This window comes from Streptomyces sp. NPDC043812, from assembly GCF_056436245.1.
The window spans coordinates 184,385-202,221 of sequence record NZ_JBWKCY010000001.1 but is presented as its reverse complement, the minus strand read 5'-3'; the positions used below and the strand labels follow the sequence as shown (position 1 = coordinate 202,221).

The window sequence follows — 17,837 nt, the reverse complement described above, 5'->3', positions numbered from 1 at the left end:
ACGGACCATGCGCCGCAGATCAGGACTCGTGCTCGTCGCCCTCGCCGTGTTTCTCGCCGCTCTGGCCCCGCTGCTGCGCTGGTACGCCTTCCCCCGGCTCGCCAAGATCCCGGCCGGGCAGTACCAGGAGATGGTTCTCGAAGCGAGGCCGGCAACACTGCTCGACTACGGGACGCTCCAGGCCAAGCAGGTCGAGAAGGTCACCATCGTCCAGACCCTCAAGGGCAACGTGGAGGAGTCGGAGAAGATCGAACGCAGTGCCGGCCGCGATGTCGTGGTCTGGGACTCCCTCTCCTATGTGGCCGGACCCGACGGCAAGATGGTCTCCCAGATCCCCGAGCGCTACATCTTCGACGCCCACAGCCAGGAGCCCGTTCACGCCACCGGCGAGTCGGTCGACGGCGATTCGGTGCGGCGCGAAGGCATCGAGTTCAAGTGGCCGTTCCTCACCGAGAAACGGGACTACGTGTACTTCGACGCCCAGGCCCGCAAGTCCGCTCCCATCCACTACAAGGGCACCCGCACCTTCCGCGGACTGGAGGTCTACTACTTCGAGCAGACCATCCCGTGGACCAAGGTGCCGTACCCGAAGAAGATGCCCATCCCCGGCGTCGACGCCACCACGCTGGAGAAGCAGACCGGCACCACACGCTGGTACACGACCAAGCGCATGTTCTGGGTCGACCCCGTCACCGGCGCACCCGTGAACGGCGAGGAGATCCACAAGGAAGAGCTGCGCGGCGGCACCCTGCTCGGCGGCCGGGACCGCGTCACGGCGTTCTCCGGCCATGTGAAGATGCGCGAGGACTACCTCGACCACACCGTCGACCTCGTGACCTCCCAGCGGCAACTGGTCCTGTTGATGACCTCCTATCTCCCTTGGGGCTTGGCGGCATCGGGTGCCGGACTGCTCGCGGTCGCGCTGATCCTCGAGGCACGGGGCCGTCGGCCGGGCGGCGCGGGCTCCGGCCCCCGGGCCCCGCGACCCGGTCCGGAGCCCGCGCTCCTCCCTTCTGTCCCCGACCCTCGCGCCTGACGCACGCTCACGGCCCGTGGTCTCGCGCCCCCTCACGGGCAACGGTCCTGCTCCCGCACGCGACCGCGAGCCGCACTCCTACGGGGCCGGACGCGCCGACCGTGCCTTCGTGTGACGGGTGGGCTCGGCGGTCGCGGGATCCTCGGGCCACGGGTGCTTGGGGTAGCGCCCGCGCAGCTCCGCCCGCACGGAGCGGTACCCGTCCCGCCAGAACGACGCCAGGTCTGCCGTGACGGCGGCCGGACGCCCGGCGGGGGACAGCAGATGCACCAGCACCGGTACGCCCGCGACCGTCGGTGTCTCGCGCAGCCCGAACAGCTCCTGCAGCTTCACGGCCAGCACTGGCTGCTCGCGGCCGTACTCCACCCGTATCCGTGACCCACTGGGCACCTCGATGCGCTCCGGCGCGAGCTCGTCGAGCTTTGCCGCCTCACCCGTCGCCCAGGGCAGCAGACGCTGCAGCGCAGAGCCTGCCTGGATCCGGGCGAGGTCTGCTCGCCGCCGGGCCCTCGACAGCTCCGGCTCCAGCCACTCCCCGCTGCGCTCGAGCAGGGCACCGTCCGAGACGTCGGGCCAGGGAGCGCCGAGCACACGGTGCAAAAACGCCAGCCGGTCCCGCAGGCCGTGTGCTTCGCGTGTCCAGTGCAGCAGTCCCAGCCCCTCACGCCGCAGCCCGTCGAGCAGGGCCTGCCGCACCAGAGCGGCATCGGCGCGCCCGAGCGGACGTACGGACAGCTCCACCGCACCCAGTCTTTCCACGCGCCGCGCGACGACGTCGCCGTCCTCCCAGTGCACCTCCTCGCTCTCGGTCCGCAGATGCGAGGCGGCAGCACGCGCGGTCTCCTCGTCGACGACCGCGGCGAGCCGCACCCGTGCGGACGCCGCCTGTACGGGCCGGTCGGCCACCGCCACCGCCAGCCAGGGTGCCTGCCGCAGGTGCGACCCTTCGCCGAGCTCGGCCCTGGTGCCGGACACCATGAGGAACGACTGCTCCCCGCGGGCCCGCGCCACCCGCTCCGGGAACGCGAGCGCGGCGACAAGCCCGGCAGCGGCGTCATGACCGGGGGAGTCGGCCTTGTGGCCGCTGCCCGCACCGCCCCGCTGCGACGGCGTTCCGGGTGCCGAGGTGCCTGGAACGCCGGCTGCCGTCCCCTCGGCACCGCCCGTGGCCACCGCCCTCATGCCCGTGTCGGGGCCGTCGCCCGCCGTGCCCGCTCCTGTGACCTCGGCTCCGGCATCCGGCCCCGGCAGGACCTCCCCGGACCCCGACACGGCGGACAACGACGACCTCAGCCGGCTTGCTTCGGCACGCCACCGCGCGCCGTATGCGTCGCCGCCGCGCCGCGCCGTGCGCCAGGCAGCAGCCAGGTCGTCGCCGTAATCACGCGGTGGTTCCTCGCTGAGCAGTGCCACGATCTCCGCTGCCCGGCGGGCACCCACCTCGGGTGCGCCGTCCAGCAGCGCCCGGGCCAGCCGCGGATGCACACCGAGGCGGGCCATCCGTATCCCGCGTGCGGTCGCCCGCCCCGCGTCGTCCACCGCCCCGATCGCGCTCAGCACGGACCGGGCCGCCGCCATCGCCCCCGCCGGGGGCGCGTCCAGCAGGGCCAGGCCACTCGCGTCCGGATCGCCCCAGCACGCCGTCCGCAGGGCGAAGCCCGCCAGATCGGCGATCCGGATCTCGGGTGACGGGAACCGCGGCCGCCGCACGTCGTCCGCCTCCGACCAGCAGCGGTACACCGTGCCGAAGGCCTCGCGACCCGCCCGGCCGAGCCGCTGGGTCGCGCCCGCGACCGACACCGCGACCGTCGCCAGCGAGCCGAGTCCGCGCGCATGGTCCACGCGCGGCTCACGGGCGAGACCGGAGTCGACAACGATCCGTACACCGGGCACGGTCAGGCTCGATTCCGCCACCGACGTCGCGAGAACCACCCGCCGCCAATCACCGCCGCCGCGCAGCACCGCCTCCTGCACGCCGGCCGGCGCCCGCCCGTGCAGCTGCAACACCTCGGCATCGACGTCCGCGAGCATCCCCGCCGTGCGGGCGATCTCGCCCGTGCCCGGCAGGAAGCACAGAACATCCCCCTCATGACGCTCGAGCGCGAGGCGCACGGTCGTCGCCACATGCCGCAGCAGCTGCGGATCCACCCACGTCCCGTGCGCCGGGCGGATTCCGGCGGGCGGCGGTGCGAAGTGGATGCGGACCCCGTGCCCCTGGCCCTCGCTGCGCACGACCGGGGCAGGGCCTGAGCCGTCGAGCACGGTCAGAAGCTGCGACCACGCGTCGGCGTCGCCGGTCGCCGACGCCGCGATCAGCCGAAGCTCCGGCCGTAGCGTCGCCCGCACATCCACCAGGAAGGCGAGCGCGGTGTCCGCGTCCAGATGGCGCTCGTGGCACTCGTCGAGCAGGACGACATCGACGCCGGGCAGCTCGGGGTCGCGCTGCAGCCGCTGCAGCAGCACGCCTGTGGTGACCACCTCGACGCGAGTGGCAGGCCCCGTCCTCCTCTCGCCGCGCACCGAGAACCCGACGCCCTCCCCGACCCCCTGGCCGATGATCCAGGCCATCCGGCGCGCCGCGGCCCGCACGGCCATCCGGCGCGGCTCGGCGACCAGCACCCGCCGCCGCGGGCCGTCCCCTATGAACCCGGCCAGGGCCAGCGGCACCAGCGTGGTCTTGCCGGTCCCGGGCGGGGCATGGAGGACGGCCGTGCCGCGGTCGTCGAGCGCGGCAAGGAGCTCGGGCACGGCATGGCGGACGGGCAGACGGTCGATTGCGTCGGTTCGGATCACGCCATCAGTTTCGTACGGACCGGCAGGCAGCCGTCTCCGGTTGTCCACAGATCAGCAGGTGCGGTGCGTTCATATGACCGCAGCGGCCTGTTGCTCCGCCGGCACACGCCGCGCCGGTGGCCAGGCGTCCCCGGCGGACACCGGCGCCGTGAGCGCCCCCGACCGCCGTTGCTCAGTCGCGCTCACAGACGAAGATCGCTGTTCCCGGGATCAGGTTCCCCCTCAGGGGAGACCAGCCACCCCACTCCTGACTGTTCCAGGCCGGCCACTCCGGCTCGACCAGATCCGTCAGACGGAATCCGGCGGCCACCACGTCCCGTACCCGGTCGCCGAGCGTGCGGTGGTGCTCGACGTAGACCGCGCGGCCGTTCTCGTCCTGCTCGACGTACGGAGTCCGGTCGAAGTACGAAGCGGCGACCGACAGGCCTTCGGGGCCCGGCTCGTCGGGGAACGCCCAGCGGATCGGATGCGTCACCGAGAACACCCACCGTCCGCCCGGCCGCAGGACCCGCCTGACCTCGCGGAACACGCTTGCCGGATCGGCGACGAAGGGCACGGCGCCATAAGCGGAGCAGGCCAGATCGAACGAGCTGTCCCGGAACGGAAGCGTCCCCGCGTCGGCCTCGACGAGCGGTACGTCCCCGCCGATGCGCAGTGCGTGCTGCAGTTGGCGGTGGGAGAGGTCGAGCGCGACGGGGCGGGCGCCCTGGGCGGCGAGCCAGCGAGAGCACTGGGCGGCTCCTGCGCCGATCTCCAGGATGTCGAGCCCTTTCAGCGAATCCGCGGGACCGAGCAGGCCCGCCTCTGCCTCGTCCAGTCCTTCGGGCCCCCAGACGAACCGGTCGTCGCCCAGAAACGCGCCGTGGTCCTGTTGGTACTCGTCGGCGTTCCGGTCCCACCAGCCGCGGCTCGCCCGGCTGCTCTCCGCCTCCCCCGTCGTGCGGCGTGTCGCTTCCGGTTCGAAATCTTGGCTCATCGTCACCGTCGTTGTAGTTTGCGTATCGCGCGCCGTTGGCGGGCCGGAACGAGGCCCATCGTGGCCTCGGCAAACATTAGTTGTGCCGGGATCGTGTCGTTCTGCCCCGGGTGTGCGGCTTCGCGCATTGACCGTGTCCGGCTGCCCCCGTATGCTACAAGTTGCGCTGCGAGCCTGCGCGCCTCAGACAGAGCAGGCCGCGCTCGTATCTGTATGCATGTCCCCTCGGTTCACGAGGCGCCTCCAGATTCCTGGTCGGCGCTTCCTAAGCTGTCCGGCTTCTGCAGCTGCGATACCGGCTCTCGGCGTAGCAGTACCTACGACTTCAATGTCCGCACCGGAGCCCTTTCCCACATGACGAGCAGCACCGAGACCACCGCCACCACCCCGCAGGTTGCGGTCAACGACATCGGTAACGAGGAAGCCTTCCTCGCCGCGATCGACGAGACGATCAAGTACTTCAACGACGGCGACATCGTCGACGGCGTCATCGTGAAGGTCGACCGGGACGAGGTCCTGCTCGACATCGGTTACAAGACCGAAGGTGTCATCCCGAGCCGCGAGCTCTCGATCAAGCACGACGTCGACCCCAACGAGGTCGTCAAGGTCGGCGACGAGATCGAGGCCCTTGTTCTCCAGAAGGAGGACAAGGAAGGCCGCCTGATCCTCTCGAAGAAGCGCGCCCAGTACGAGCGTGCCTGGGGCACCATCGAGAAGATCAAGGAAGAGGACGGCATCGTCACCGGTACCGTCATCGAGGTCGTCAAGGGTGGTCTCATCCTCGACATCGGCCTCCGTGGCTTCCTGCCGGCTTCCCTCGTCGAGATGCGCCGCGTCCGCGACCTCCAGCCCTACGTGGGCAAGGAGCTCGAGGCGAAGATCATCGAGCTGGACAAGAACCGCAACAACGTGGTCCTGTCCCGCCGCGCCTGGCTGGAGCAGACCCAGTCCGAGGTTCGCCAGACGTTCCTCACCACCCTGCAGAAGGGTCAGGTCCGCTCCGGCGTCGTTTCCTCGATCGTCAACTTCGGTGCCTTCGTGGACCTGGGTGGCGTCGACGGTCTCGTGCACGTCTCCGAGCTGTCCTGGAAGCACATCGACCACCCGTCCGAGGTTGTCGAGGTCGGCCAGGAAGTCACCGTCGAGGTTCTCGACGTCGACATGGACCGCGAGCGTGTCTCCCTGTCGCTGAAGGCGACGCAGGAGGACCCGTGGCAGCAGTTCGCCCGGACCCACCAGATCGGTCAGGTCGTCCCGGGTAAGGTCACGAAGCTCGTTCCGTTCGGTGCGTTCGTGCGCGTCGACGAGGGCATCGAGGGTCTGGTCCACATCTCCGAGCTGGCCGAGCGCCACGTGGAGATCCCGGAGCAGGTCGTCCAGGTCAACGACGAGATCTTCGTCAAGGTCATCGACATCGACCTCGAGCGCCGCCGCATCAGCCTCTCGCTGAAGCAGGCCAACGAGTCCTTCGGTGCCGACCCGGCCTCGGTCGAGTTCGACCCGACGCTGTACGGCATGGCCGCGTCGTACGACGACCAGGGCAACTACATCTACCCCGAGGGCTTCGACCCCGAGACCAACGACTGGCTCGAGGGCTTCGAGACCCAGCGCGAGGCGTGGGAGGGCCAGTACGCCGAGGCGCAGCAGCGCTTCGAGCAGCACCAGGCCCAGGTCATCAAGTCCCGCGAGGCCGACGAGGCCGCCGCTGCCGAGGGTGGCACCGCCGCTCCGGCCGGTGCCCCGGCGGGCGCGACCGGCGGTTCGTACTCCTCGGAGTCGGACGACAACTCCGGCGCCCTGGCGTCGGACGAGGCGCTGGCCGCCCTTCGCGAGAAGCTGGCCGGTGGCCAGAGCTGACGCTCTGACCCCGGGCTGGTGAACAGCTGACGTAGGGCCCGCTCCCCATTGGGGGGCGGGCCCTACGGCGTTCCGTGGTGGCGCATGTTCCGGCCGGACTCCGCCGGGCAGGCCTAAGGGGTGACCGCGATGTTGGTCAGGCCGTTTCCGCCTGTGACGGTGTTGTCGGCGTACACGGTCGTGCGGCAGTCGGCGCTGTTGTTGGTGACATTGATGGCGAGCTGCTTGGAGCCGGTCGCGCCCCGGAGGTCGGAGTCGTTGTCGCGGAATACCGTCCCGCAGCCCCAGCCGTCCTGCTGGGTGTGGGTCTCGAAGCCGTTGTTGGTGGTGTTCTTCCCGGTGTTGCTCTCGACCAGGACGTTGTTGCCCTTCACGTCGACCCATGAGTCGTCGTAATTGGCGCCCGTCAGTCCGTGACCGTCGAACGTGTTGCCGATGATCTTCGCGCCGGTGGTGCCTTCCTTGATGTCGATGGCCTCGCCGCCGACATCGGGGCCGATGGTGTTGTTCAGGATCTGGGCGTTGTCGCTCCTGTCGGAGGTCCCGCCGGCCGAGCCGACGTAGACGCCTTCGCCCATTCCCCTGCCGTCGTTTCCGGTGTCGTAGATCCGGGAGTTCTTGATGACGCCGTCGCGGCTGGAGCTCCGGAAGTGGACACCCTCCATGTCGAGGTCGTGCACGGTCACCGAGTCGATGGTGACCCCGTCCGCCGTGTCCGTCATGATGCCCTTCTGGCCGCCGGTGACGGTGATGCCCTTCACGGTCCAGTACGAGGCTCCGTTGAGATGCAGGCCGTAACCGCCGCCGGCCGTGAGCACCGCCGCCGCGGAGCCGGTGAGCGTGATCCGTGCGGCGGACGTGCCGTCCACGGTGGTCTTGAAGTTGCCTGTGTACGTTCCGTCGGCGATCTGGATCGTGTCGCCGGGGAGGGCGGCGGCCAGGGCTGCCTTGAGCTCCGACGCCGTGTCCACATGGATGACCGTCGCTGCTCCGGCGGGAGTGGCGGACAGGGACAGGCCGCCGGTGGCAAGAGCGGAAGCCATCAGGAGGGGGAGCAGCTTTCGGGTACGCATGGGGGTGCCTTCCCGCCGGGTTCGAGGTCTGCTGTTCTCGTACATGGACAGTGGGCGTGTTTCTGAACGCACGTGTGCCCGGAGACGCTAAGGACGGCTCGGGGGAGTGTCAAGGTCTGTACCAAGAGGGAGGCGCTCTCGGGACCGGCCTCGCGAGGCGCGATGAACTGGCGGACACCTGTGGGCCGTTCACAGGCGGAACGGGAATGCCCACGTACCACCAGGCGTTATGGCGTACGGACACGAGGAGGAGCGGTAATCGTGCTTGATCCGCAGGGTTTGTACGAATGGGAGCCGAAGGGCCTCGCCGTCGTCGACATGGCGCTCGCGCAGGAGTCGGCCGGCCTGGTCATGCTGTACCACTTCGACGGCTACATCGATGCGGGAGAGACCGGCGAGCAGATCGTCGACAACCTGCTGGAGACACTTCCCCATCAGGTGGTGGCCCGCTTCGACCACGACAGGCTCGTGGACTACCGTGCCCGCCGCCCACTTCTGACCTTCCGGCGCGACCGCTGGAGCGGATACGAGACGCCGACGCTCGACGTACGGCTCGTCCAGGACGCCACAGGAGCACCGTTCCTCCTGCTGTCCGGCCCCGAGCCGGATGTCGAGTGGGAGCGTTTCGCGGCCGCGGTGCGCGAGATCGTCGAGCGCCTCGGTGTGCGTCTCGCGGTCAACTTCCATGGCATTCCGATGGGCGTCCCGCACACGCGGCCGGTCGGGCTGACCCCGCACGGCAACCGCACGGACCTCATGCCGGGGCACCGCAGTCCCTTCGACGAGGCACAGGTGCCCGGCAGCGCCGAGGCGCTCGTCGAGTACCGCCTGATGGAGTCCGGACAGGACGTCCTCGGCGTCGCCGCCCATGTTCCGCACTACGTCGCGCGCTCCGCCTACCCGGACGCGGCCCTCACGGCGCTCGAGGCGATCACGGCCGCGACCGGCCTTGTGCTGCCCGCCATCGCACACTCGCTGCGCACAGAGGCGCATCGCACCCAGACCGAGATCGAGCGGCAGATCGGCGAGGGAGACGAGGAGCTCGTGGCCCTCGTGCAGGGACTTGAGCATCAGTACGACGCGGTCGCCGGTGCCGAGAGCAGAGGCAGCCTCGTCGCCGAACCGGTCGATCTGCCTTCCGCGGACGAGCTGGGCCGGGAGTTCGAGCGCTTCCTCGCCGAACGGGAGGGCGACGCCTGAGCCCCGGCGCGAACCGGTGCTCGCGTAGGCTGCGGGCATGCTGAAGGTGGGGTTGACCGGCGGAATCGGCGCCGGCAAGAGCGAAGTGTCGCGACTGCTCGTTTCCTACGGTGCGGTGCTCGTCGACGCCGACAAGATCGCACGTGAGGTCGTGGAGCCCGGCACCCCGGGCCTGGCGGCTGTCGTCGACGCCTTCGGGCCGGAGATCCTGACGCCCGAGGGCACCCTGGACCGCCCGGGACTCGGTGCCATCGTCTTCAATGACGCCGAGCGTCTCGCCACACTCAACGCGATCGTGCATCCGCTGGTCGGTGCCCGGTCCCTGGAGCTGGAGGCGGCCGCGGGCCCCGACGCCGTGGTGATCCACGACGTGCCCCTGCTCACCGAGAACCGTCTCGCGTCGCTGTACGACGTGGTGGTCGTGGTCGACGCGGCGCCCGGCACACAGCTCGACCGGCTCGTACGCCTGCGGGGCATGACCGAGGAGGAGGCCAGGGCGCGGATGGCGGCGCAGGCCACACGCGAGCAGCGACGGGCGATCGCCGACCTCGTCATCGACAACGACGGGCCGCTGGAGGTCCTGGAACCCCAGGTCCGCAAGGTGTGGGAGGAGCTCTCACGAAGGGCTTCCCACGCCTCTGCCGAGCGGTAGCCGGGCGGAGCAGCGCTCCTCCCCACCGGCCGGGACCGGAATACCGCCGTCGGAGGCGGTGTTGGAACCGGTCAGCGAAGGGAAGGATCGCAGCGTGCCCAACAGCAACCCGGAAACGCACGTCATCGACTACCGCGCGGCCGAGCATCTGCTGGCGGCGCGGGATCCGCGCGGGGCCGTGAAGCTGCTCGACTCGGTCATCGCCGCACATCCGGAGAACACCGCGGCGCGTCTGCTGCGCGCACGTGCCTTCTTCGCCGCAGCCCAATTGCGCCCGGCGGAGCTCGAGTTCGAACTCGTCCTGGAGCGCGAGCCGGACAACGCCTTCGCGCACTTCGCCCTCGCCCGTACCTTCGAACGCTCGGGCCGCCCGGAGCAGGCGAAGCGTCACTTCCGTCTCGCGGCGGCCCTTGACCCGAATCCGGAGTATCTGCGGGCCGCCCGCTTCGACACGGGAGCCTGACCCGCAACGCGGCGGGGACTCAGCCGTGATCCGGTTCGTACGGCGGGATGTCGCGTCCTGGCTGGTAGTGCGGCCCCTGCCGGATGTGCCGTACGACCATCACCAGGTCGACGGCGACGACGAGGAACAGGGCGCCGCAAACGGCCGCCCAGCCCGGGTACCCCGCGACGGCGAACGCCGCCGTCCCCGCCACAGTCCAGATCAGGCCCCAGATCCCGAGCCCCAGCCGTAGTCGCAGGGGGCTGCGTGCGGTGACCGGTTCACTTCCCGTGCGCATGGCGACACCCTTTCCTCCTCCAGGATGCACCCACCGGAAGACGGGCGGGCGCGACCCGCAGCGACCGGGGAACCACGGACTGTTCCCGGCCGTTCACTCTGCATGAACGCAACGATGCGCGATGGTCATAGGGGCACGGGTCCGGGGGCGATCACCCCTGACGGCTGTGCGGTCGAGGTCTACACCCGGCTCGCCGTCGGCGACGAGCCGGACATCATCGAGGGCGCTGTGCCTGCGGGGGCCGGCATCCTCGAACTGGGCAGTGGTGCGGGCCGGGTGAGTCATCCGCTGATCGAGCGCGGGTTCGCGGTGACCGCGGTGGACGAGTCCGCGGACATGCTGAAGCGGATACGCGGCGCGCGGCGCACGGTGCGGAGCCCGATCGAATCACTGCGGCTGGACGAGAAGTTCGACGTGGTGATGCTCGCCTCCTTTCTGGTCCACACGGGCGACCATCAGGTGTGCGACGCCCTGCTGCGCACGTGCAGGGCCCACGTCCGCGACGACGGGTGCGTACTGATTCAGCGGGAGGGCCCGGACAAGCACACCGGACTGCCGCGGGAGACCGTCCACCCGGCCGGATACAGGGTGCGGATCGTCTCGTCGGTGCCGGTCGACGATGGGGTGCGGTCCGTGCTCGCCGAATACCAGTTCCCGGACGGGAGTTGGACGCAGACGTTCCGATCGCGGCCGCTGAGCCAGGAGGAATTCGAGGGGCATCTCGCGCGGGCGGGTCTTGTCGTGGACAGCTATCTGACATCGGACGGGTCGTGGGTACGGGCCCGGCCCACAGTGGGGGCGCTCGGGTGAAATCGGTGGCGCGGCAGGCGATGAGTTGGCGGACTCCCAGTCGTCTATCCCGGTGAGCAAGCGCAAGCAACGCCTATCCGAGGAGCCCGCGATGTCCGTCACGTCCGCCACCATGACCCCCGCTGTTCGACCGGCCACGACGAGCCGCCGCATTCACCTTGCGGTCCGTGCTCTCCAGATCGTTCTCGCCCTGTTCTTCGCGATCGCCAGCGCCGCCCCGAAGCTCGTCGCCCATGCGTCGGCGACCGAGGGCTTCGACAAGATCGGCTACGGCGACTGGTACATGTACTTGGTGGGCGGCCTGGAACTGGTGGGCGCAATCGCCCTTGTCGTCCCCCTGCTGTCAGGCATCTCGGCCATCGCCCTCATGGGGCTGATGATCGGGGCCTTCGTCACCCAGGTCACCGTCTTCGACGGCAAGAACGCGCTGACGCCGGTGATCTTCTTCGTCCTCCTCGCGATCGTGGCGCGCGTCCGCCGGGACCAGACCGCACGATTCCTTGCCACCGTGCTGCGAAAGCCCGCCGCAAAAGCTCGCGGATGAAGCCTCGTGCTCGGGGCATAACGGTCATACGGTGGTAATGCAATCTGCGACCCGACGGCAGGGGGTGCCCCCATGGTCGAGGAGCTGGTGGTGGCCGCCAGTGCGGCACTGACCGCAGGCGTTGTCTACGCGATGGCTGCTGCGCGCGTGGTCAAGCAGTACGAACGGGGTGTCGTCCTCCGCCTCGGGCGCCTGCGCAGAGTGGTGAAGGAGCCGGGATTCACCGTGATCATCCCGGTGATCGACCGAATGCGCAAAGTGAACATGCAGATCGTGACCATGCCGGTGCCCGCCCAGGAAGGCATCACGCGCGACAACGTGACCGTGCGGGTCGATGCGGTGGTCTACTTCCGGGTCGTCGATGCGGCCAACGCCGTGGTCGAGGTCGAGGACTACCGGTTCGCGGTGTCGCAGATGGCACAGACGTCGCTGCGGTCGATCATCGGCAAGAGCGATCTCGACGATCTTCTGTCCAACCGGGAGAAGCTCAACCAGGGCCTCGAGTTGATGATCGACAGCCCCGCCGTGGGATGGGGTGTCCAGATCGACCGCGTGGAGATCAAGGACGTTTCCCTGCCGGAGGCGATGAAGCGCTCGATGGCCCGACAGGCCGAGGCCGACCGTGAGCGGCGGGCGCGGGTCATCAACGCGGACGCGGAGTTGCAGGCGTCGAAGAAGCTGGCCGAGGCGGCCGCCGAGATGTCGCAGCAGCCCGCCGCACTTCAGCTGCGTCTGCTCCAGACCGTCGTCGCTGTCGCTGCCGAGAAGAACTCCACGCTCGTCCTTCCGTTCCCCGTGGAGCTGTTGCGCTTCCTCGAGCGGGCGCAGCAGGGGCCCGCGGCGGCCCAGGGCGCGCCGCAGCAGACGACGGCGGGCACGGAACCGGCTCCGGCACCGATCCCGCCGGGCTCCACCCCTGCCGACACTCCTGCTCCCCTCGAATCAGGTACCGGGTCAGGGCGCATCGACACGAGTACCGAGTCCGGTCCGGCTGACTCACCCGCCTCACCCGCCTCACCCGTCCCGCCCGACGAGGCTGCAGCCCCGTCCGGCGACGAAACGGCCGACGGGCAGGTGAGGGAGCAACGGGGCGCCCCGCCGGTCGAGGGGTCGGCCGACCCGGACGCTGTGCCGCCCTCGGCGCCCACGGCCGCCGCCTGACGCCTGCGTGCGGACCCGGACGCAGGCGTGCCCAGGTCGGACGGGGGTGTGAGGTCAATTGTCAGACCCCGCCCGTAAGGTCGTAGATCCAGTGACACACGCACTGGTCGACCTGCGGGAGGAGGTGACTTCATGGCCCCGGCCCTTGCGATCTCCACCGAGACGGCCCCCGACCTGACGCTCCCGCTTCGGGGGCATGCGGCAGTCTTCCTGCCCGGGGCCCTGCCCCGGGACGGGCGCGTCGCCTTCTGGGCTCCCGACGGGGGCGAGATCCCCGGGGCGGACACCGAGCTCACCGTGGTGCGGGCGCACGGCCGAGGCGTCCGCAGCCGCTCCGTGCCCGCCCGGATGCTCACCGTCGCCGAAGCGGCCCCGCTGCTGATCCACGCCCGCCGCGACGCGGCTGCCCACCCCGCCGCCACATGCTGGGGTGCCGCCGCGTTGCATGCTCTCCACCTCGTGGCACGTGGCCGCCTGATGCCCGGGCTGACCGCCACCGACCACGACGCCTGGCGCGCCGGACCGCTCGACGCCGACGACATCGCCCAACTGCGCGCCATCGCCGCCGCCATGCCGTACGAGGCGCATGCCGTGCCCGTTCCCGGACTGCGTCCTCTGCAACTGCCCGAGCCCGAGGCCCTGGTGAGGCAGTTCTTCGACGCGGTCGCCGACACCTTGCCGCGTACCCCGGCCGCCGCGTATGCCGCGGGCGCGCCGTTCGCGGCCATGGGGGCCCAGCATCTGCCCGGGGCGCGCGAATGGGCGGCGGAGGCGGCCGCGGGCATGGACGCGGGCGTACGGGTCTCGCTGCGCCTGGACCTCTCCGCGTTGGAGCTGTTCGACATGGCGGAGGAGGACGGGGCACAGCGCAGCGCCGGCGCCGCCCTGGTGCAGGTGCACAGCCTCGCGGACCCGACCCTGGTCCTGGACGCGGCCCGTCTGTGGGCGGGTGAGGGTGACGAGCACTTCGGCCCACGGGCCCGGATCGACACGATGCTCGCCCTGCGCCGCGCGGCGCGCGTGTGGCCGCCGCTCACCCGGCTGTTGGAGAGGGATGTGCCCGACGTCCTGCCGCTGACCGAGGACGAGCTGTACGAGCTGCTGGGGCCCGGCACCGCACGGCTGGACGCGGCGGGCGTGGCCGTCCACTGGCCCAAGGAGCTCGCACGCTCGCTCACCGCGGCCGCTGTCGTGCGGCCCGCTCCGGGGTCGGCGACGGACGGCACGCCGTTCTTCGACAGCGAAGAACTGCTCAAATTCAACTGGCAGCTGGCCCTGGACGGCGATCCGCTGACCGAGCGCGAGATGGACGCCCTCGCCGAATCCCATCGGCCCATCGTGCGGCTGCGGGAGAAGTGGGTGGTGGTCGACCCCGACCTCGTACGCAAAGCACGCAAGCGGGAGTTGGGCCTGCTGGAGCCCGTCGATGCCTTGGCCGTCGCCCTGACGGGCACAGCGGAGGTGGACGGCGAGACGGTCGAGGCGGTGCCGACAGGGGCGCTTGCCGCCCTGCGCGACCGGCTCACCGGGGCCGCGGCGCCCCTTGCCGCCCCCGACGGACTGACGGCCACCCTGCGCGACTACCAACTGCGCGGGCTGGCCTGGCTGGACATGATGACCTCGCTCGGTCTCGGCGGCTGCCTCGCCGACGACATGGGCCTCGGCAAGACCGTCACCGTGATCGCCCTGCATCTGCGGCGGGCACGGACGGCCCCCACACTCGTCGTCTGCCCGGCCTCGCTCCTCGGCAACTGGCAGCGGGAGATCGCCCGTTTCGCCCCGGGCGTCCCCGTGCGGCGATTCCACGGCACCGACCGCGCCCTGCCCACCACCGACGGCGGCTTCGTCCTGACCACGTACGGCACCATGCGCACCAGCGCCGAGCAACTGGCCGCTCACCCGTGGGGCATGGTCGTGGCCGACGAGGCGCAGCACGTGAAGAACCCCTTCTCGGCGACCGCCAAGGCGCTGCGCACCATTCCCACGCCCGCCCGGGTCGCCCTCACCGGCACCCCCGTGGAGAACAACCTGTCCGAGCTGTGGGCGCTGCTCGACTGGACGACACCCGGCCTGCTCGGGCCGCTGAAGGCCTTCCGCGCCCGCCACGCCCGCCTCGTGGAGAACGGTGAGGACGACGACGCGGCCGAGCGGCTCGCGCGCCTGGTGCGGCCGTTCCTGCTGCGCCGCAAGAAGTCCGACCCCGGCATCGTCCCCGAGCTGCCGCCCAAGACGGAGACCGACCACCCCGTCGCCCTCACCCGGGAGCAGGCGTCGTTGTACGAGGCGGTCGTGCGCGAGACGATGGCCGCGATCGAGGACGCGGAAGGCATCGCGCGGCGCGGCCTGGTGATGAAGCTGCTGACCGCCCTCAAGCAGATCTGCAACCACCCCGCCCAATTCCTGAAGGAACACGGCACGGGCTACGGAACGGCATACGGGTCGGGCCCCGGGTCGACCAGACTGTCCGGCCGCTCCGGCAAGCTCGCGCTCCTCGACGAACTGCTCGAGACGATCCTGTCGGAGGACGGCTCCGTCCTGATCTTCACTCAGTACGTCGCCATGGCCCGCCTGTTGTCGGACCATCTGGCGTCCCGGGCGATCCCGAGCCAGCTGCTGCACGGCGGCACACCGGTCGGCGAGCGCGAGCGCATGGTCGACCGCTTCCAGACGGGAGAGGTCCCGGTGTTCATCCTCTCCCTCAAGGCGGCAGGCACCGGGCTCAACCTGACCCGGGCCGGCCATGTCGTCCACTTCGACCGCTGGTGGAATCCCGCGGTGGAGGAGCAGGCGACCGACCGTGCCTACCGCATCGGGCAGACCCAGCCGGTCCAGGTCCACCGGCTGGTCGCCGAGGGCACGGTCGAGGACCGCATCGCCGACATGCTCGCCTCCAAGCGGGCACTCGCGGACGCGGTGCTGGGTTCCGGCGAGGCCGCGTTGACCGAACTGACCGACCGGGAGCTGGCCGATCTCGTCTCGCTGAGGAGGCCGTCATGAGCCCGCCCGCGCGACCCGGCCCCGGCCCGCGATCCGCCGCCGCCCGCACCCATGCACTCCACGACGACCTGCGCCGCACCTTCTCCTCCCTCGAACCGCCGGACGGCGAGGAGATCGCCGTGACCTGGTGGGGCAACGCCTGGGTGGAAGCGCTGGAGGACGCCGCTCTGGACCGGGCGCGCCTCGAACGAGGCCGTGCCTACGCAGGGCGGGGCAATGTCGCGTCCATCACGGTCACGCCCGGCCGGGTCACGGCATACGTCCAGGGCAGCCGGCCCCGTCCGTACCGCACCGAGATCCGGCTGCGCACCCTCGGCGACGACGACTGGGACGACTTCCTGGCCGCGGCGGCCGACCGGCCGGACCACATCGCCGCACTGCTCGACAAGGACGTTCCGCACGCCCTGGCGGACGCCGCGGATCTGCTGCCGACGCCCGGCGATCTCATCCCCGACTGCTCGTGCCCCGACGACGGTTACCCGTGCAAGCACGCCGCCGCGCTCTGCTACCAGACGGCGAGACTCCTCGACGAGGACCCGTTCGTCCTCTTCCTGATGCGCGGTCGGGGCGAACGGGACCTCCTCGCGGCCCTCTCCCGCCGGAACGCGACGCGTTCCGCAGCCGAGCGCACAGCGGCCGCGTCCGTGACCGCTGTCGCGAGCGTGCCCGCGAGGGAGGCTGTGACCGCACTCCCGGGGGAACGCCCGCCGCTGCCACCCCCGTTCCCGCTGCCGGCGCAGCAGGGCCGTCCGCCCGCCTACCCCCACGCGCCCGGCGCCCCCGATCCGCTCGCCCTCGACCTGCTCGCCGGCGAGGCGGCCGCGCGCGCCCACGCCCTCCTTGCCACCGGACGGGACCCCGTCGCCGATCTCACCCGGTGGCAGGACGCTGTCCGGCTGGCCGCCGCCCATCCAGGATCCGGACTGACCGCATCCACCCGCGCCCTCTACCGCGACCTCGCAGCCGCCTCCGACCGCACGCCCACCGGCCTGGCCCGGGCGGTCGCCGCCTGGCGCCAGGGCGGACTCGCCGCTCTGCACGTCCTGGAGGAGCCGTGGGATCCGCCGGCCGGCCCGTTCGACCGTGCCCGGCCCGCCCTCGCCGCCAACGACTTCCCGCACTTCCGCCCGTGGCGCAACCACCTGTCCTCTCGCTCCCTCCAACTGCGCTTCGGTCGCGACGGCCTGTGGTACGGCTATGAATCGGACCCCGACCGCGAGGACTGGTGGCCCCGCGGAACCCCGGACGCGGATCCCGTGGGAGCGCTCGCCACCCTGCTGAGCAGATGAACGGCAGGCTGCCGACCACGGACACCGCCACCGGTATCCGTGTCGCTCCCGGACGCGCCGCGCTCTCCAGACGGACCCGGGAGCCGCCACCGAACCGCGGGCGCGCCTCCAGGAGTTGTCCGGTGGCGGACCGGAACACGTGACGGTCAGAAGTCGGCGAGCGTCGGTTCGTCGAGCCGGGCCACGGAGTCCTGCGCGTGGGCCCGTACGTAGACCTCGCGGATCCGCTCGATCAGGGGGTGGCGCTCACGGGTCTCGGTGGCCGGGTACAACAGGATCAGCTCGTACGAACGCTCCCGCTCGATGGTGCCGTTGGAGTCGCGCCACTGGCCCCGGCCCTCCTGGATCGTGAGTCCGTCGGGAAAGCCCGGAGTGACATGGCGGTCGACGAACGCCATGAATTGCGCGTCCGTCACGTCAGGACCGCCGTCGGGACGTTCCGTTCCGAAGAACAGTCGTGTCTCGACGTACCGTTCGGCGCGCGCCGTCACCGACGTGGTGTCCGGCGCGATGGAGACGGTCCTGCCGTTGTCGAGCCCTGCCTGCGCCGTGGGCGTCGCCACGCCCAGCACGGCGACGGCCGCCCCTGCGGCGGCCAGCAGCGTGCGGTGCTTCAGGGAGTGGGCGAGGAGGCGCCGCGCTTGCTTCGGGGAGGACAACGGGATGTTCCCTTCGTTCGGTACACGCGCGCACGGCCCGGCGCCGTACA

General features: G+C 70.8%; 15 protein-coding genes. 10 read left to right on the top strand and 5 right to left on the bottom strand.

All coding sequences use genetic code 11. The features are described from left to right. The first annotated feature begins 7 nt into the window (after nt 1-7). Nucleotides 8-1,036 (top strand): cell envelope lipid trafficking protein PgfA, encoded by a 1,029-nt coding sequence (pgfA, locus tag AC067Z_RS00985; RefSeq protein WP_478787266.1) that lies wholly within the window; start codon nt 8-10, stop codon nt 1,034-1,036. A gap of 78 nt (nt 1,037-1,114) precedes the next feature. On the opposite strand, the gene AC067Z_RS00980 is transcribed toward pgfA, so the two are convergent. Together AC067Z_RS00980 and AC067Z_RS00975 are read right to left on the bottom strand one after the other, a co-directional pair. Next, entirely contained in the window at nt 1,115-3,829 is a 2,715-nt protein-coding gene (locus tag AC067Z_RS00980; protein WP_478787265.1) for an ATP-dependent RNA helicase, read from the bottom strand. Nucleotides 3,830-4,001: 172 nt separating this feature from the next. Continuing rightward, entirely contained in the window at nt 4,002-4,805 is an 804-nt protein-coding gene (locus tag AC067Z_RS00975) for a class I SAM-dependent methyltransferase (RefSeq protein WP_478787264.1), read from the bottom strand. 354 nt (nt 4,806-5,159) lie between these two features. Between AC067Z_RS00975 and rpsA the strand changes: the two genes are divergently transcribed. Beyond that, on the top strand, nt 5,160-6,662 hold the full coding sequence (gene rpsA, locus AC067Z_RS00970) for a 30S ribosomal protein S1 (RefSeq protein ID WP_478787263.1): 1,503 nt from the start codon (nt 5,160-5,162) through the stop codon (nt 6,660-6,662). Between the two features lie 113 nt (nt 6,663-6,775). Here rpsA and AC067Z_RS00965 read toward each other — a convergent pair whose 3' ends face one another. Next, nucleotides 6,776-7,735, bottom strand: a complete 960-nt coding sequence (locus tag AC067Z_RS00965; RefSeq protein WP_478787262.1) for a right-handed parallel beta-helix repeat-containing protein — start codon at nt 7,733-7,735, stop codon at nt 6,776-6,778. 261 nt (nt 7,736-7,996) lie between these two features. On the opposite strand from AC067Z_RS00965, the gene AC067Z_RS00960 reads away from it, so the two are divergent. The 3 genes from AC067Z_RS00960 (at nt 7,997) to AC067Z_RS00950 (ending at nt 10,050) form a co-directional block, all read left to right on the top strand. Then, nucleotides 7,997-8,935 carry a PAC2 family protein gene (locus AC067Z_RS00960; RefSeq protein ID WP_478787261.1) on the top strand — a complete coding sequence of 313 codons (939 nt, stop codon included), beginning with the start codon at nt 7,997-7,999 and terminating at the stop codon, nt 8,933-8,935. Nucleotides 8,936-8,972: 37 nt separating this feature from the next. Then, entirely contained in the window at nt 8,973-9,587 is a 615-nt protein-coding gene (gene coaE / locus AC067Z_RS00955) for a dephospho-CoA kinase (protein ID WP_478787260.1), read from the top strand. Between the two features lie 94 nt (nt 9,588-9,681). Continuing rightward, nucleotides 9,682-10,050, top strand: coding sequence for a tetratricopeptide repeat protein (locus AC067Z_RS00950; protein WP_478787259.1), 369 nt, complete (start codon nt 9,682-9,684; stop codon nt 10,048-10,050). Nucleotides 10,051-10,069: 19 nt separating this feature from the next. Here AC067Z_RS00950 and AC067Z_RS00945 read toward each other — a convergent pair whose 3' ends face one another. Continuing rightward, the gene (locus AC067Z_RS00945) at nt 10,070-10,327 is read right to left on the bottom strand and encodes a DUF6343 family protein (RefSeq protein WP_478787258.1); all 258 of its coding nucleotides are present in this window, start codon (nt 10,325-10,327) and stop codon (nt 10,070-10,072) included. 114 nt (nt 10,328-10,441) lie between these two features. Here AC067Z_RS00945 and AC067Z_RS00940 point away from each other — a divergent pair, with 114 nt between their 5' ends. The 5 genes from AC067Z_RS00940 to AC067Z_RS00920 all read left to right on the top strand — a co-directional run bounded on the left by AC067Z_RS00940 (nt 10,442) and on the right by AC067Z_RS00920 (nt 17,128). Then, nucleotides 10,442-11,137 (top strand): class I SAM-dependent methyltransferase, encoded by a 696-nt coding sequence (locus AC067Z_RS00940; RefSeq protein ID WP_478787257.1) that lies wholly within the window; start codon nt 10,442-10,444, stop codon nt 11,135-11,137. 91 nt (nt 11,138-11,228) lie between these two features. Beyond that, nucleotides 11,229-11,681, top strand: coding sequence for a DoxX family protein (locus AC067Z_RS00935; protein WP_478787256.1), 453 nt, complete (start codon nt 11,229-11,231; stop codon nt 11,679-11,681). A 72-nt stretch (nt 11,682-11,753) separates the two neighbouring features. Further along, a complete protein-coding gene (locus AC067Z_RS00930; protein ID WP_478787255.1) occupies nt 11,754-12,842 on the top strand; it encodes a slipin family protein in 1,089 nt (362 codons plus the stop codon). A 132-nt stretch (nt 12,843-12,974) separates the two neighbouring features. Then, nucleotides 12,975-15,839 carry a DEAD/DEAH box helicase gene (locus tag AC067Z_RS00925; protein ID WP_478787254.1) on the top strand — a complete coding sequence of 955 codons (2,865 nt, stop codon included), beginning with the start codon at nt 12,975-12,977 and terminating at the stop codon, nt 15,837-15,839. Further along, nucleotides 15,836-17,128, top strand: a complete 1,293-nt coding sequence (locus AC067Z_RS00920; RefSeq protein ID WP_478787253.1) for an SWIM zinc finger family protein — start codon at nt 15,836-15,838, stop codon at nt 17,126-17,128. The genes AC067Z_RS00925 and AC067Z_RS00920 overlap by 4 nt, the downstream gene beginning before the upstream one ends. A 146-nt stretch (nt 17,129-17,274) precedes the next feature. Here the strand turns inward: AC067Z_RS00920 and AC067Z_RS00915 are convergent, their stop codons facing one another. Further along, the gene (locus AC067Z_RS00915; protein ID WP_478787252.1) at nt 17,275-17,787 is read right to left on the bottom strand and encodes a DUF3574 domain-containing protein; all 513 of its coding nucleotides are present in this window, start codon (nt 17,785-17,787) and stop codon (nt 17,275-17,277) included. Between the last annotated feature and the right edge of the window lie 50 nt (nt 17,788-17,837).